The following is a 15,554-nucleotide window of genomic DNA, read 5'->3' as shown; positions in this document are numbered from 1 at the left end:
ACACCCACGTGCCGTAATGGATCCACTTTCACCGTGGATTGCCAATTACTAACACACCTAGTAAACTAGGATCAAATACGAGAACGCTGATGTCCACTTCGTCTATCCAGAGCAGACGAGACCTCTTCGACGTCTTCCAGCACACCATCGAGGGTACGTACGACGAGTTGGTGGAAGAACAAGAATTGCAACCCGGGCAGACAATGCTCAAGACCTTCCTCATTGAGTCCAATGTCACTCCGGAGGAACTCCACGAGAGAGTGGACATAACAGAGGCTCGCGAGGTAGACTTCGACTTACAAGAACTCATCATCCAACGCAACGCTACCAAGTACACCTTCTTCCTCGATCACGAGGACTCTCGATTCTGGACGCTCTACACCCTCGAAGAATCTGAGGACGCAAAGAAAGTCGTCCAAGACATGGTGAGCGGCGTCCGCAACGGACTCGACTACACGTGGATGCCGATCGAGCAACAGCGTGAGGTAATGGACATGGGTGAGTTCCGCGACGTGGGCGTCAGTTACGACGCTGACGACGTGTTCTCCGAAGACTACATCGACGAGAGGCTGGACTTCGGTGATCTCTCGGTGCGCAGTAGCGGTCGTGGAACCGGAACTCTGTTCGACATTCTCGACAGTCATGACGAACTATCCAGCTTCCTCTCCCTCTCCAGCGTCGGCATCAAACGGAACGTGAACGGCTCGTTCATTTTAGAGCGAGTAACCCACAACGGACGGTTCACCACTAGTGGAGGCGACTCTATCCAACTCCATCTTGACACCGTAGCTGAGATTAAGGAGCGATACGCAACGCTTCTGCGGAAGATCGAGGAGAACCACCGGCTCTCATACGAATCTCAGGAACACGGGACGGGGATGGACGGTACCCCACTCGTGATCGAACTGGACAACGAGATCGAAGACGTCCGGCAGTTCATCGAGAATATCATTACGGCGAAGAACCCGCTTCGACTCTGGGGTGCGAAGACCAAGCTCGATGACCAGTACTGGAAAATAAAAGGCGTAGATCTCCACAATAACGACAAATACACGATTGAGATTTGTCCCAAGTAGCTACGACTCTACCTCGGCGACGAGGCATGTGGGAACACCGCTCTCCGCATCTACTCGAATCTTCAACGGCACTATGACTCGAACGCTACAATGGAGGTGGAAGAATGAGTGTGATGGAGAACCTCTCCGATCACACCCTCCAGATTAATGCGTGGATTGGGCTGTGCCAGCTCGACAGGACGTTCCCCGACGCTCTGCGGAACCTAGGCTACACCGTTGACATCATTGATCCGAGCTTCGTCCATGAGGGCGACTCGGTGAATCCAGATTTGATTCTCACCAGCCGCGCCCATAACCATTCTATCATCATCGACTGTAAGTCGTACTTCATTAAGCAGGAACAGAACCAGAAGTATGAGTCAATGCATCACTCACCCGAAGTTCTGCTGACTCGCGGTATCGTCTCCGCCGCCGATGCCACAGAGGACTTCGACGCTGAATTCTCGTACTCATCCTTCGAAGACCTCGACGAAAACCCACACCTACCTGAGAACGATTTTGCGGTCGTTCACTTCGATGAGGACGCGAACCAGTACATCATTCGGACGCTAGACAACTACGAATTCAATCTCGTTGATCTCCAAGACGAATTTCCCATCTTCACGAACACACGCCGTCTGCCAACGGACTACTTCCCATTTGACGTGGGGACTGGTGATGATGACTACCGCCAGTTCACCATCAGCATCCTCCAATCCACTGTTCACGTCGCACTCAAACAGAACACGTTTGACGCCGACGATCTCCTTGAGGATGCTCACCCGCTGTGGATTGACCTCGATAACAACCTAAAAAACGAGCTGCGAGCACACACGGAGACCATCCTCACGGAGTACCAGCGGCAGGGACTGGATGAACACATCGAGAAAGTTCAGGCAGGGAGAAAAGACGAATGGAGGGTGGTCTCGAAGTCCTTACAGGCGCTCCAACGGAAGGTGGACGGGTTCGTAGATGACGTTCAGGAGAAGTTGGAGCAAACATCGCTTGATGACTTCGAGTGACTATCAAGCAGCGCTAACGTCTCGGTTTCCACGGAATTAAAGAACGAATCTATCGAAGGATCATCTTGCAGGGTCGCTGAGCTCATCTACCTCAGCATTCACCCTGCTCTTTGGTGTGCTACTCGTTCTATGACACCCTCAGGAAATCAACAAACCACTCCGGAAGCTCGAAGATTACCTGAACGAGATGCCGGGAATCCTCAATGGGCTGTGTTGAATCGCTATAAGGCGTAGATATTCACTGTTTGACGAAGCGGTTGATGTTATAGACGACACACATCAACGCGATTTCGCGGAACTCACGAAACCATGATCGCGCTCGCACGGCGAAGCCGAGCGAGCGCTTCACAGCCGAGTTCACAGTTTCGGTCATAGAGCGCTAATTGTAGTGATTATCGTCGATTCTGGCGTTGTGTGCGTGGTCGTACGGTGCGAAGATGCGGTGCTTGATCAGCGGTCTGATCCCGAGCTCACGTAATCCTTCGCGGAGCGATTGCTTGTCGTAGCCTTTATCGGCCGCGAGAGACCGCAGATCGCCCATATTCCGGCGGGCGATCTGCTCAGCAAGATCGGCGTCACTTCCCTCCCGGTTCGTTGAGCAGTGAACGTCAAGGACGGCTTGAGACGCTGTATCGACGAGTTTCGTGACTTTGAGCTTCTGAACGCGGTAGCTGATTCGCTGGCAGTAGTGGCGCCTAGCTGGTGAGCGATCGTAGAACGTGGCGTCGATCGCGGCGTGTTCAGAGAGATCGTGCAGCTGCGCCGACTGGCGCAGCAGCACTCGACACACGCTCATGCTGATCCGGTCGAACGCCTTACACAACGTGGACGGCGCGGGGAGATCGGCCGCGTTGAGGCCGATCTCCCCGGTTATTTGTGGCATCTCTTTGAGCAGGTCGATCGTCATGCGGTACGACGAATCGAGGTAAATCCGCAGACAGTGAAGGGAAACGAGTGCGTAGTCGGCGAATCCGCCGCCACCATCCGGGGCGGCGGATTCGCCTCCATCGCCAGTAACTCTTTGAGCAACCGGTACAACCTCCCCGATGAAGCGGGAGATTTGCGTCATGGTCAACGGAACTCTCCCGATTCAACTCCTTTGATTTAGCGGCCTACCTCGCCTCCGTATGGCGATTCAACACAGCCAGTGTTCCCGACACCATAACGGGCTCACAATCACGCTAAAGAATGATATTGTCGCCGTGATTTCCTCCCACTTCAAGGGGAGGTTTCTCGCGTACTCGCGGAATTCTCTGTCGAAAATCTCGGGGACATCCTCGGCAAGCCTCCGGAACCGTGACCCGATATACGTCCCGATCTCCGTTGCGTGATCGAGGAGGTCGTGCGATTCAATGTATTCGATCGCGCGTCCCGCCGACGAACGCGGGGACGTCACGAATGGGCGAGGTTCAACTCGACCTCGTTCACGACGCTTCGGACGAGATCCGGGAGTTCCCGCTCGAATCGCTCGCCAGTGAGACGGTGTGTCGGTCCCGCGACGGCCAGCGCACCGAGGACGCCACCGTCGGGTCCCGTAACGGGAACGGCCACCGATCGGAGTCCTTCGGTGCTCTCCTCGCTGTTGAACGCGACGCCACGGTCCCTAATATCCGCGAGCTCGTCGAACAGCGCCACTTCGTCGCTGATCGTCTGTGGCGTCGCCGCCGGGAGGCCGTGACGGTCGACGATCTCGCGAACCCACTGGTCAGAGTAGCACGAGAGGATCGCCTTTCCCGCGGCCGTCTGGTGCATACAGAAGCGGCGGCCCTCTCGACCCCGCGAATAAACGCCTCCGTGACTGACTTCACGGTAGAGGACGACCGCGTGGCCGCGCTCTTCGACCGCGAATTGCGCGCTCTCTCCCGTCTCCGCCGCGAGATCGCGGAGTTTGTGTTTGATCTCCGTCGAACCTGGATACTGTTCCCGCACGTGTGCGCCCAGATCGAGGTACCGAAGCCCGAGCCGGTACTCCTCGCTCTCCTTCACTACGCAACCGTGTTTCATCAGCGACCGGAGGTGCTTGTGGACTGAACTCTTCGAGAGTCCCGTCCTCTCGGCGAGTTCGGTCACACCTGCCCCGTCCGATTCGCGGAGGGCCGTAACGATAGCGAACGACGTGTCTATACTCTGTATCGTCGATCCTCTCGATTCAGGGTCGATACCGCCTGGTTTCCAGTTCTCCATCGGATGATCCAGTGTATGGCAAGCACAAATATTTTCGCCAATGAGAAACAGATCTGAATATCGTTTCCCGAAAGAGTACACCATTTCGAACGGGTCCCGTCGTTTCTCGTTCGCCCTCAGCTGCTCGGATCGGTGTGTGTCCCGGACACGTTCCCTCTCACGGGGGTCGACGAAGGGAGAACGCGTACGGAGCCGTTAGATTTCCTCTAAGACGCGTTCCGTCGTCGTGAATCGCCTCGGAGTATATAACTGCGATCGACCATGTGGTTTGTATGAGTTCGACCACGGAACGGCAGATCCGGTCGATCGACGACTTGGAGGTCATCGTCGACACCGATTTCCACCTGACGGAGCGGCAAGAAGACATCCTCCCGTACCTCGAGAGCCCGTTCGACGAGCTGTTGAATAGCCAGCAGGGCGACGACTACGGGTACCTCGGCCGCGTCTATCCCGCCCACGGGATGGTGTACTCGGTGACGATCGGGAAAGCCGACTCCGAAACCGTCCGCACCAAGGAGGACATCCAAACGGGGCGGGACCTCGTGGAGTGGGACAAAGCGATAATCACTCCCACGCAGAACCTCTATCTCGGGGCCGTTCACCACGACGACCTCGCCGCCGCGCTCGCGACGGCGTATAACAACTGGCTCCTCGACGAGATCGTCGACCCCGACGATGGCCTGTACGGAGCCGCCCTCGTCGCCCCGCAGAAGCCACAGAAGGCGGCCGAAGAGGTCGAACGTCGCGCTGACGAGGACGGCATCGCGGCGGTGATGATCCCGAGCGGGTCGGTCGATCCACTCCTCGGTCACGAGTCCTACTACCCGCTTTACGACGCGTGTGAGCGGGCTGGACTGCCGATCAAGATGCACAACGCCGCCGGAACGATGATGACGCGGTTCCCGTCGACGTGGCAGGCGATGGATCGCGCGCTTCCCGTTCACGCAACCTCGCACAACATGATGCACCAGACGAACCTGGCGGACATGTTGACTCGGGGCGTTCCCGAACGGTTCCCCGATCTGACGTTCGTCATCCAGGAGTCCGGGCTCGGCTGGTACCCGTACTTCATGCGGCGGTTCGATCACGACTACATGGGGGCGAAGTGGGACGCGCCGATGCTTGAGAAACGCCCCAGCGAGTACCTCAAAGACCAGTTCTACGTGACGAGCCAGCCCGTCGAGGGCCTAGACGACCCCGCGTATCTCACGGAGACGATCCGGCACTTCGAGGGTGAGAACAGTCTGATGTTCTCCTCTGACTATCCGCACTTCGACTTCGACAACACCGGAGAGCTACTGAAGATGCTCCGCTCGGAGTTCTCCAGCGAGGAGATACAGAATATCTACGGTAAGACCGCGGAGCGAGTGTACGCCTTCGACTGAGCATGAGTGAATCCACACAACCTGGCCCAGACCGAGACGACCTACACCACGTCATCGCAGCCGAGGACATCGGCGACGGTGAGCGCGTTATCGTCGAGGTCTCGGGGCGGGAGATAGCCGTCTTCAACTCGAACGGGGAACTCCACGCACTGTCGAACTACTGTACACATCAAGGGGGACCGGCCTGTGAAGGCCTGCTGGGCGGAACTCTCGACGTCGACGAGGACGACGAACTCGTCTGGGCGTGTGAAGACGAGATTGTCGCGTGCCCGTGGCACGGGTGGGAGTTCGACATCACCGACGGCACTCACACGGCGAGCGACGATTACCGATTGCCGACGTACGACGTCCACGTTCGCGACGGCGAAGTCTACGTCGAACTGTAGTCCCACCGTTTCGAAACGAGACGTTCCCAACCACTCGTACCCTTCGGACAATGACTCGACATAACGAGGGACGACCGCTACGGGACGGCATCGAACCGCCGGAGTGGCTCGACGGAGACGATCCGTACGCGAACGTCGACATCGATCGCCTACCGGACTGGTGGCGTGACGCCGTCGTGGAGTTCAGAGAACACGACCTCTCCCCGTATCAACCGCCGCGGTTCGCGGACGACACGCTCGTCCCGCCGCTTCTTGACTGGCTGGAGACGGCCTACGGCGTCGAGATCCAACTGATGGGTCTCGACGTCGCCCCCGGCGAGGCGTGGGGGATCCGAATCGACGGCGATGTCGTCGCCACCGTCGATCGGGAGAGAACGTCGGACGGGTATACACGGTACGAAATGACGAGCGAGAGGTTCATCGAGGTCGTGGAAGAACGGGTGGGAACGTCCCTGTACGGCTCACACCCGGAAGAACGGGGATGACCGTCACTGTGAGTACGGGACCCGCCTGGAACCGACACCGTCGCACACCCGCGAAGGAATCGCCCGGGAACGAGGGCCCGCTCGCGGGTGGCCGACCGGCGGGGGCACGTCAATCGGTGAAGTTCTTCGGCCGGGTTCCACCCCCGTGCCGTTCCGCTCGAGACGCGGACTGGTGATCGACGGGTCGCGTTTGGGTTCGGCAGCTGTGTTGAATCGCTGTAAGACGGAGAGAGTCACTGTTTGACGAAGCGTTAGATGTTATAGACGACACACATCAGCGCGATTTCACGGAACTCACGAAGCCATGACCGCGCTCGCACGGCGAAGCCAAGCAAGCGCTTCACAGCCGAGTTCACAGTTTCAGTCATCGAGCGCTGATTGTAGCGGTTATCGTCGATTCTGGCGTTGTGTGCGTGGTCGCATGGAGTGAAGATGCAGTGCTTGATCAGTGGTCTGATGCCGAGATCGCTTGACATCCTCCCTGCGCTGAAGCGCGAGGATTCCCACGGTGCCGCGCCGCTGAGTTTGGATATTGTGGTTTACGGAAGCGCTTCACAACGAACCGCAGATCGTGAGCGTCTACGAGACGACGGGGGACTACGATATCGTCGCGATCGGGAAATTCCTAGATACAGATGACATGAACGATCAAATCAAGCGAATATTGATTGGTACAGATGTCCAATAGTCGAATACAAGTGTTGTGTTGAATACAGTGAAAGAATACGAGCAATTCAGCGTTGGCAACGACTAGGCTACTTATGGAGAATCGAGGAGCAAGCCTCGCGCTTCAGCGCGGGGACTATGTCAAAACCTGAAACACCCACCGCTCGAGCATCCGTCTTTAGTTAAGCCTCACACCTCGGTTGTGTAGCGGTAGCGAGCGTCTCTTGTAAGATTGGTCGTTGCTGGTGGATCTTTTGAGCGTCTTCGATCAGCCGGTCGAGCAGCGGCGGCGGTGAGTAGCCGAGGAACTCACCGAGTTCGTGGAGAATGAGCTGGGCGTGCGACCGGAAGGTCGCCGCCCAGCGCTCTGTCGGAAACACAAGCTCATCATCCGCCTGCTCAGTGACTAGATCCAACAGATCGCGGCTTACAAGCAGCGACAGCAGCGCTGCGTACAATAAGATCCTCACCACGTGTTCGTCACTCGTGTCGAACTCGTCCAATTCGTACTGCGTCTTCAGCTCCCGGAACAGCAACTCAACTTCCCACCGACAGCGGTAGATCTCCGCTAAATCCGCCGGAAAGAACTCCTCCCTAGCTAAATTCGTCATGTACAGGTGGTAGTCGTCGGCGTCCTCGTTGCGGACGCCGACGACGCGAAATCGCTTCGTATCCAGCGACTGTGTCCCATTGTACGGCCCCCGTTTGAATTCGACTTCGACCTCCACATCGATGTATTTCCGGTCAAGGTCATCGAGAACAGCTCGGAGCTGCTTGCCCTCTAAGGGAATGGCGCGGCCGCGCCATTCCCGTAATTCTGCCGTAATCACCGGGTTTGCGTTCTGCTTCAGCCGACTCACGAAGTAGCCGTCGTTCTCGTCGATCAGCGCAAACCGGCGGTACTTGAAGTAGGCAAGATCGAACAACACGAGGCGATTCTCAAGCCACGGCCCTGTTTTGAACAAGGTGCTGTCGTGCGTTTTCTCGTTAGCAGTATCGAGCCGTTCAATCGTCTGCTCTGTGGCATTGTGGAGCAGGTGGAGCTTCGCTCCAGCCTGCTCCTCGTGGCGGGCTTCGAATTGGTCTGAGAGAAATTCGTGTAACCGCAACACCGTTCCATCAGCGATCATCACGTCTCTAAATCGGTCGATATCAGCGTCAACAGCGTTAGGAACAGCGACCTCGTCGAGACCGCGCTCGACGAGGTCGCGGAGATACTCTGCAAGCGTCGGTGTCAACCGCTGATAGAATCCACCCGGAGAGATCGTCTCATCGGCAGTAGAGTTGTAACAGCGTCTAAACCCGGCGAGTGTTCGGCTTTCGCCTGCGGCGAAGCCGAACACGAACGCCCAAACGAAGGCAGGGATCTGGAGCTTGCGGTCACGTTCGACCACGCCGAGTTCCTCGGCGTGCTCTTCGAGGAACTCAGAGGGAAACAGTGTAGTGAGTCGACGCATAATTCGAGATGAGGAGTCCTTGTCGTGCACAGACTGGACTTCCTCATTCCTTCCGAAAGATGCCTCGATAAGCCGCCGCTATCTCGCGGTTTCTCGCTTAACTAAAGACAGATGCCTCATCGAGTCGGGGAGAGAGTGGAGATCGCCACTTGATGAGGTGGAACCGGTAGTCACGACAGACGACACCTTCTCGTAACGACGCATCGAGTCGGCGTCACCGATGCTTTGAGTCGGAAAGTATTCTCGTTCGCACCGTTCTCATCTCAGACCACGAGATAGCTGAACTGTGCTATTCAATACTTCCGAATAATGATAAGATCTGGACCAGCTCAGATTTAGCTTGATATAGGCGCTAAGCCCCCACCCTCAACAGAGCGACCGAAGGGAGCGGAGTAGGGTGGGGATACAGCGCCGTCATCACCTGTTCATCTGAAGATACGGTTACAGGCCCACAGGCCAACGCCGTCGTAATAATTTTACATTTGGGTGTTGTATTACAGTATGAACCCAATGGAGTACGACCTCGATTCGGGAGCGCATTCGACGTACTCCCTGCACTACCACCTGATACTCACTACGAAGTATCGGCGCGGAGTGCTAACTGAGGAGCGAATCCAATTCATTCGTGGGGTTATCAGCGGGTTCACGGACAAGTACGGTGTCGAACTGACGAACCTCGACGGAGAGGACGACCACGTTCACATCCTATTCCGAGCGAAACCAACCACGGACCTCGTGAAGTTCATTAATACAGTCAAGGGCGCGACCGCCCGCCGTATCCGTAACGAATACGAGGATGAACTGAAGACCGAGCTGTGGGGCGACTCGTTCTGGAACGACTCGTACTGTCTTATCTCGACTGGGCAGGTGTCGTTGGATGTGCTGAAACAGTATGTCAAAGACCAGCGGGAGAGCTGATGTACTACGCCTACAAGTATCGCCTCAAGCCGTCCGACGCCCACCGAGAGGAGTTGGACCGCCATCGGGACATTTGTAGGCAACTCTACAACCACACGCTCTATCGGCTTAACGAGTACCAAGATGAACACGGCGAACTGCCGTCCATGACCACGCTTCGGTCGGAACTCCCCACCCTCAAGAAATGGTGGGACGACCTCTCCGACGTGTACTCGAAGGTTCTCCAAACCGTCGTGGAACGGCTGTTCGACAATCTCAAAAGCCTCTCCAAACTCAAGGAGAACGGCTACGGAGTCGGTCAACTCAAGTGGAAGCCGCCACGGGAGTTTCGCAGTTTCACGTACAACCAGTCTGGCTTCAAGCTCGACAAGAAGGGCGGTCAGACTGTGCTGTCACTCTCGAAACTCGCGGATATACCGATACGGCTCCACCGCGCCATCCCCGACGACGCCACCGTGAAGCAGGTCACGGTCAAGAAGGAACCGACAGGCGAGTGGTTCGCCACGTTCGGCGTCCAAATCGACGGTGAACCGCCCGAACCCCCCGAAAATCCCGAGAAGTGCGTCGGAATTGACGTGGGGATTCTCAAGTACGCCCACGACACCGACGGCACGGCGGTCGAGTCGCTCGATCTCTCCGACGAGCGTGAACGCTTGGAGCGTGAGCAACGGAAACTCTCGCGGAAGCAACACGGGTCGAACAACTACGAGAAGCAACGGCGTCGCGTCGCGGAGTGTCACGCCGATCTCCGACGGAAGCGCCGTGATTTTCTCCATAAACTCACGAACTACTACGCTCGGGAGTACGACCTCGTGGCGGTCGAAGACCTGAACGTGAAGGGGCTGATGGAGTCGCCGTCGAACAGCCGCAACACCGCGTCGGCAGCATGGCGGACGTTCTTTTCGTTGCTCGAATACAAGTGTGAGCGCGAGGGGACGCACTTCGTGGCAGTCACCCCGAGAGGGACGACCAAGGAGTGTGCGTCCTGCGGCGTCTCGACGGAGAAGCCGTTGTGGGTCCGTGAACACTCCTGTCCCGCCTGCGGGTTTGAGGCGGACAGGGACGCGAACGCGGCGTGGAACATTCTTTCTCGTGGCCTCGAAGACGTAGGAGTGGGACACTCCGAATCAACGCCTGTGGAGACTGCGTTCCCTACGGACACCGATTCGGTGTCTGTAAAGCGCGTCGTGGAAACAGGAAGCCCTACCCTCAAGGAGCGAACGGCGTCAGCCGTGAGCGAGTAGGGTAGGGTAGTTCACTGGTAGGACCACTTTTCGACTAATATTCTTTCCGATAGCACTGGATAGAGGATTGACTACAGAGAAGTTCTCTGTCGGAGAGTGCGCCGGCCGGGATTTGAACCGGAGGAAGACGATCCGGGCGTGCGGCGCTTCGCGCCGTTCCGGGCTGCGACTTCCAGGGTTCAAACCCCTCTCAGGATTTTCCGAGCGAAGCGAGGAAAATCGCCGGCCGGGACTCCCGCGAGCGAGCGTAGCGAGCGAGTGGGAGTACGGGCGGCGCACGAACGAAGCGAGTGCGCCGGCCGGGATTTGAACCCGGGCCATGAGCTTGGAAGGCTCAGGTCCTACCACTAGACCACCGGCGCGCGAGTGCGTCCGTCGCTGACGCGTCTACACGTAGGCCGAACGGTTCTCATAAACGTTCCGTGTTCTCGACGACGGCGGCGTCTCTTCGACACCGTCGATCGTCAACATCCTTACTTAAAGAACTACAATATACAGAACCGCTTCAGCGCACTTAGAACCGTTTTCAGAGGATTAGAAGCGTTCTGGGTGCATATATGGGCACCCACCAAACGTACACCCGTAAGGTGACGACGATGTCATACCAATCGAGCAATCCCCTGGTCGACGAGGTCGAGTTCGCACTGGACGGCCCGTGGGCGGCGTACTGGATCGCCTTCCTGCGCGTCGTCACCGGCTGGTGGTTCTTCCACGCCGGAGTCACGAAGCTCATCGAGGACGGGCTCTCGTACAGCTACGGGCCGGCGTACATGCAGGAGATGTCGGGTACGGCGCTGGGCGGGATTCCGGTCTGGATGGGGAACAACCTCGCGTGGCTCATCGAGCCGGGCGTCCCCCTGTTCGAGACCCTGATCGGGCTCGCGCTGATCGCGGGCGCGTTCACCCGGCTCGCCGCGTTCGGCGGGGTCGTCTTCATGGTCCTGTTCTGGGTCGGCAACGCCGGGTTCGGCAACGGGCTGGTCAACGGCGACTTCATGGGCCTGCTGTTGTTCATGACGATGATCGTGCTCGCGGCCGGCCGGTACTACGGCCTCGACGCGGTCATCGAGACGCTCGACGTGGTCGAACGGCACCCGAAACTCCGCTACCTGCTCGGTTAAGAGGTGACATCCAATGACAGACATCATCGACAAGGCGGCGATGGCGCTGAGCGCGGGACTACTGCTGTTCGGGATCGTCGGCATGGGAGTCTTAGAGCTCCTCGTCGGCCAACCGTACAGTCCGGTCCCGCTCACGAACGAGGCGGGCGACGTGATCGCGACTCCGCTGTTCTCGCCGCAGCTCCGGACGGGGGTCGTGCTGGCCGGCGTCGCGGTGCTCGGGCTGTACGCGGCCTACAAGATCGCGACGCCGCTGGCCGAGGACGCGCGGACCGGCCACGAGGCGGTCGCCGACTGAGACGATCCGCGACTCGACCGCCGCGGTAGGCGGCGCGGCTACTCTTCTGCGGTCCCGTCGGACGACCCGTCGAGCCGCGCGTTCGGTTCGTCGGTCTCGCGCGCTTCGCCCGTCGGCGCCGTCTCCTCGACCGCGCGCTCGACGCCGCCGTCGGCGCTCACCGACGAGTCGGTCCCCTCCGTCTCCTCCGCGCCGAACGTGAACGCGGAGTCGCCGGTTTCCGGCTCCGATTTCGGCCTGGTCTCCTCCTCGTCGTCGACGTGGGCTCCTCCCCTGGCTTCAGTATCGGTTCCGAGCTCGACCCCCGCGTCGGCTCCGGAATCCGCCGCGGCGCCACCACCGAGTTCCGCCCCTCGCTCGCCCACGTCGAACGCGTCGGTCATGCGACGCAGGTCACGGGCGCGCTCCGTCAGGTCGTGCGCCTGCTCGGAGACCTCCCGCAGCGTCACGGCCTGCTCCTCGGCGGTCGACGCGACGGTCGTCGCCTCCGCGGTCGTCTGCTGGCTCACGCCGGCCAGGTCGTCGACGGCGCCGGTGACCTCGCTGACGGACGACGCCTGCGCGTCCATCGCGCCGGAGATCTCCTGGACGCCGTCGTCGGCCTCGGTCACGCGCTCGGCGACCGCCTCCAGCGCGTCCTCGGCCTCCTCGACGGTGTCGACTCCGTCGTCGACCCCCTCGCGGATCGCGGCCATCTCGGCGACGCTCTCGTCGGTGCGCTCGCGGAGGCCGTCGATTAGCGTCTCGACCTCGGCGGCAGACTCCTGCGTCTCCTCCGCGAGCGCCTTCACCTCCTCGGCGACGACCGCGAAGCCGGAGCCGGCCTCGCCCGCGCGGGCCGCCTCGATGGAGGCGTTCAGCGCGAGCAGGTTCGTCTGGTCGGCGATCTCCGAGATGGTCTCGACGATCTCGTCGACCTCCGCCATCTCGGCCTCCAGCCGTTCGACGGTCTCGGCGGCGGACTCCGAGCGCTTCTCGATCCCGTGGAGCTCGTCGACCGCGTCGCCGGTCGCCTCGCGGCCCCGCTCGGTGAGATCGCTCGCCCGCTGCGAGGTGGTCGCCACCTGCTCGGCGGAGGCCGCCACCTCCTCGACGGTCGCGGACATGTCCTCCATCTCGCCGGCGACGTCGGCGAGCTGCCGGCTCTGCCGCTCCGCGCCCGCCGAGATCTCGTCGACCGCGTCGCTCGTCTCGCGGCCCGCCTCGGCGACCTCGTCCGTGCCGTCCGTCACGGCCTCGCTCTTCGCGGCCACCTCGCCCGCGAACGCGTCGACCTCGGCGATCGTCGCCTCCAGCTCGTCCATGGCGTCGTTGAACCCGTCGGCGATCTCGCGGAGCGCCTCCGGATCGTCGGACTCGGCCTCCAGCCGCGCGGTGAGGTCGCCGTCGGCGCACGCCTCCATCGTCGCCCCGAAGGCCGCGGCGCGCTCCTCCAGCGTCCGCGCGAACGCCTCGCTCTCCGCCTTCGCGGCCTCCGCGCGCTCGCGCTGGGTCTCCGCGGACTCGATCTCCTCGCGCAGCGAGTCGCGCATCGTCGAGAACGACCCGTAGAGGTCGCCGAACTCGTCTCGCCGGCCCGTCTCTAGGTCCACGTCGAGGTTCCCGGCCTCCAGCTCGCGCGCCCGGTTCCCGAGGCGCTTGAGCTCGACGACGGTCCCGCGACCGAGCGTCGCGCCGAGCAGCCCGAGCCCGACGATAGCGACCCCGATGATCAGGAGCAGGTTCCGCCCGATCATCCCCGAGAGGGCGTACGCCTCCGAGAGGGGGACGTGGACCGCGACCGACCAGTCCTCGGAGGGGACCGGCGCGTACGCGACGAAGTACTCGGTCCCCTCGGCGAAGCCGAACGTCGCGGACGCGACGTGACCGACCGGGTTCTCCTCGTCGAAGAGGGCCGACCGAATGCCCCCGTTGTACCGCTCCCCGGCGACGCCCTCGCGGTCGCTCGCGCCGATCGTTCCGTCGCCCTGCACGACCGTCGTGAACGCCCCCTCCGTCGGCGTGCGGAGGTCGGCGACGACCGGACCGAGATCGACCTCCATCACGAGGTAATCGCGCATCGGAGTCGCCGCGACGTACGCGACCCGGCGCTGTCCGTCGGCTTCGTAGGCGGGCGTCGTGTACACTTGGTCGCCGAACAGGAGGCCGTCGTCGAACCACTCCTGGCCCGTGACGGCGCTCCCGGCGTCGCTCCCCTCTCGACTCGACGCGAGCACCGTCCCCTCGTTGCGGTCGACGTGGTGGAGCGCGACCACCTCCTCGGCCGTCCGCGAGTGGTGCGAGCTGAGGTACCCGGCCCGCGAGTCGGCGTCGCGGGTGAACGCCTCGTTGTCGGCGATCTCGCGGGCCATCGAGCGCCGTTCGCTCGCCCAGCCGTCGAGCTCGATGGCGCTCAGCTCCGCGACGGCGGTGTAGTCCTCCTGTGCGCTGGCCTCGAGCTGCTCGGTCGTCTCCGCGTAGGTGACCGCGCCCACGGCGCCGATGGCGGCGACGACCACCAACACGACGACCGCGAACTTCGCGAGGTAGCTCCGAGTGATCGCGTCGGGGCTGATCCGACGCAGAAGGCGATCCAGACGTGTAGAACTCATTACATCGACGCGGTCGTCACTGTCTCTTTAATCCACGCCCGCCGGTATCGATCGCGATAATCAGTCGTCCGAAGCGGTGACCGTCGCGTAGCAGTTCCCGCTCGAAACGTCTGAGTCGACCGTTTGCAGGGCGCTCTCCGCGAGGTCGGCTTCGAACTCCTCGGGCGAGTAAATGTGATAGTACCGCGGCACCGTCTCGCCGCCCGGGAGGGTCCAGTCGACCGTCGTGTCGAACCCCTCCTCCCGGTCGAACCGGTCGTGGGCCGTGCTCCACGCGCTCACCAGCGCGGTCCCGCCCGGCGCGAGGACCCGCGCGAGCTCGTCGAGGCTCCGGACCCGGGCCTCGCGCGACGGGAGGTGGTGCAGGGTGGCGACGTACACCGCGAGCCCGACCGCGTCGGTCGCGATCGGCAGGGTCGCGGCGTCGCCGTGGACGAACGACGCGGTCCCGTTGTACCCGCGCTCGCGGGCCCGATCGACCGCCTCCCGGAGGAGCTCGCGACTGAGATCGACGCCGACGACCGCGTCCGCGCGCTCCGTGAGGAGCTCCGCGTGGCGCCCGTTGCCGCAGCCCAGATCGAGCGCGCGGGCCGCGGCGCGCCCGTCGAGGAACGACTCGACCTCCGGCCACGCGTACTCCCGCGTCTTCGAGAAGTGCGCGGCGATGCGGTCGTAGGTGGACCGGGGGTCGCCGACGGACTGGGGTTTCATATCGGAAGGTGGCGCCGGACCGATTTAGCTC

General features: G+C 60.9%; 13 protein-coding genes, 1 tRNA gene and 4 pseudogenes. 10 read left to right on the top strand and 8 right to left on the bottom strand.

Features of this window, described 5'->3' with window-relative positions; translation table 11 throughout:
* The first annotated feature begins 89 nt into the window (after positions 1–89).
* Both EDM04_RS14415 and EDM04_RS14410 read left to right on the top strand, forming a co-directional pair.
* The gene (locus EDM04_RS14415) at positions 90–1,076 is read left to right on the top strand and encodes a hypothetical protein (protein ID WP_123623303.1); all 987 of its coding nucleotides are present in this window, start codon (positions 90–92) and stop codon (positions 1,074–1,076) included.
* Between the two features lie 113 nt (positions 1,077–1,189).
* Positions 1,190–2,077, top strand: a complete 888-nt coding sequence (locus tag EDM04_RS14410; protein WP_241154934.1) for an apolipoprotein A1/A4/E family protein — start codon at positions 1,190–1,192, stop codon at positions 2,075–2,077.
* Positions 2,078–2,315: 238 nt separating this feature from the next.
* Here EDM04_RS14410 and EDM04_RS14405 read toward each other — a convergent pair.
* From EDM04_RS14405 to EDM04_RS14395, 3 genes and pseudogenes are all read right to left on the bottom strand, one after another.
* Positions 2,316–3,146, bottom strand: a pseudogene (locus EDM04_RS14405) (IS5 family transposase).
* Positions 3,147–3,332: 186 nt separating this feature from the next.
* Positions 3,333–3,471, bottom strand: a pseudogene (locus EDM04_RS19175) (aspartate aminotransferase family protein); the annotation flags it as partial.
* Entirely contained in the window at positions 3,470–4,261 is a 792-nt protein-coding gene (locus EDM04_RS14395) for an IclR family transcriptional regulator (protein WP_049897337.1), read from the bottom strand. The gene EDM04_RS14395 and the pseudogene EDM04_RS19175, both read right to left, overlap by 2 nt.
* Positions 4,262–4,533: 272 nt before the next feature.
* Here EDM04_RS14395 and EDM04_RS14390 point away from each other — a divergent pair, with 272 nt between their 5' ends.
* From EDM04_RS14390 to EDM04_RS14380, 3 genes are read left to right on the top strand one after another with little or no spacing between them, the layout of a single operon-like run.
* Complete coding sequence (locus tag EDM04_RS14390) at positions 4,534–5,646, top strand: amidohydrolase family protein (protein WP_007992633.1); 1,113 nt, start codon at positions 4,534–4,536, stop codon at positions 5,644–5,646.
* A 2-nt stretch (positions 5,647–5,648) separates the two neighbouring features.
* Positions 5,649–6,032, top strand: a complete 384-nt coding sequence (locus EDM04_RS14385) for a Rieske (2Fe-2S) protein (RefSeq protein WP_007992631.1) — start codon at positions 5,649–5,651, stop codon at positions 6,030–6,032.
* Positions 6,033–6,082: 50 nt separating this feature from the next.
* Positions 6,083–6,517: a hypothetical protein gene (locus EDM04_RS14380; protein ID WP_123623299.1), complete on the top strand. Its 435-nt coding sequence runs from the start codon at positions 6,083–6,085 to the stop codon at positions 6,515–6,517.
* A 251-nt stretch (positions 6,518–6,768) separates the two neighbouring features.
* Here EDM04_RS14380 and EDM04_RS14375 read toward each other — a convergent pair.
* Positions 6,769–6,984, bottom strand: a pseudogene (locus tag EDM04_RS14375) (transposase); the annotation flags it as partial.
* A gap of 74 nt (positions 6,985–7,058) precedes the next feature.
* Between EDM04_RS14375 and EDM04_RS14370 the strand changes: the two are divergent.
* A pseudogene (locus EDM04_RS14370) lies at positions 7,059–7,271 on the top strand (Lrp/AsnC ligand binding domain-containing protein); the annotation flags it as partial.
* 94 nt (positions 7,272–7,365) lie between these two features.
* Here EDM04_RS14370 and EDM04_RS14365 read toward each other — a convergent pair.
* The gene (locus EDM04_RS14365) at positions 7,366–8,640 is read right to left on the bottom strand and encodes an IS4 family transposase (RefSeq protein ID WP_050033723.1); all 1,275 of its coding nucleotides are present in this window, start codon (positions 8,638–8,640) and stop codon (positions 7,366–7,368) included.
* A 510-nt stretch (positions 8,641–9,150) separates the two neighbouring features.
* On the opposite strand from EDM04_RS14365, the gene tnpA reads away from it, so the two are divergent.
* On the top strand, positions 9,151–9,558 hold the full coding sequence (gene tnpA / locus EDM04_RS14360) for an IS200/IS605 family transposase (RefSeq protein ID WP_123623297.1): 408 nt from the start codon (positions 9,151–9,153) through the stop codon (positions 9,556–9,558).
* Entirely contained in the window at positions 9,558–10,802 is a 1,245-nt protein-coding gene (locus EDM04_RS14355) for an RNA-guided endonuclease TnpB family protein (RefSeq protein WP_123623295.1), read from the top strand. Before tnpA ends, EDM04_RS14355 begins: the two co-directional genes overlap by 1 nt.
* Positions 10,803–11,093: 291 nt before the next feature.
* On the opposite strand, the gene EDM04_RS14350 is transcribed toward EDM04_RS14355, so the two are convergent.
* Positions 11,094–11,164 (bottom strand) — tRNA-Gly (locus EDM04_RS14350).
* Between the two features lie 234 nt (positions 11,165–11,398).
* Between EDM04_RS14350 and EDM04_RS14345 the strand changes: the two genes are divergently transcribed.
* A complete protein-coding gene (locus tag EDM04_RS14345; protein ID WP_123623362.1) occupies positions 11,399–11,923 on the top strand; it encodes a DoxX family protein in 525 nt (174 codons plus the stop codon).
* 13 nt (positions 11,924–11,936) lie between these two features.
* The gene (locus EDM04_RS14340) at positions 11,937–12,221 is read left to right on the top strand and encodes a hypothetical protein (RefSeq protein ID WP_123623293.1); all 285 of its coding nucleotides are present in this window, start codon (positions 11,937–11,939) and stop codon (positions 12,219–12,221) included.
* Between the two features lie 38 nt (positions 12,222–12,259).
* On the opposite strand, the gene EDM04_RS14335 is transcribed toward EDM04_RS14340, so the two are convergent.
* Complete coding sequence (locus EDM04_RS14335; protein WP_123623291.1) at positions 12,260–14,812, bottom strand: methyl-accepting chemotaxis protein; 2,553 nt, start codon at positions 14,810–14,812, stop codon at positions 12,260–12,262.
* A gap of 60 nt (positions 14,813–14,872) precedes the next feature.
* A complete protein-coding gene (locus EDM04_RS14330; RefSeq protein ID WP_123623289.1) occupies positions 14,873–15,523 on the bottom strand; it encodes a class I SAM-dependent methyltransferase in 651 nt (216 codons plus the stop codon).
* Positions 15,524–15,554: the final 31 nt, after the last annotated feature.

It is taken from the genome of Halorubrum sp. CSM-61 (assembly GCF_003781945.1).
GTDB lineage: Archaea > Halobacteriota > Halobacteria > Halobacteriales > Haloferacaceae > Halorubrum.
The sequence above is the reverse complement of the archived record's forward strand: the minus strand, read 5'-3'. Positions and strand labels throughout refer to the sequence as shown.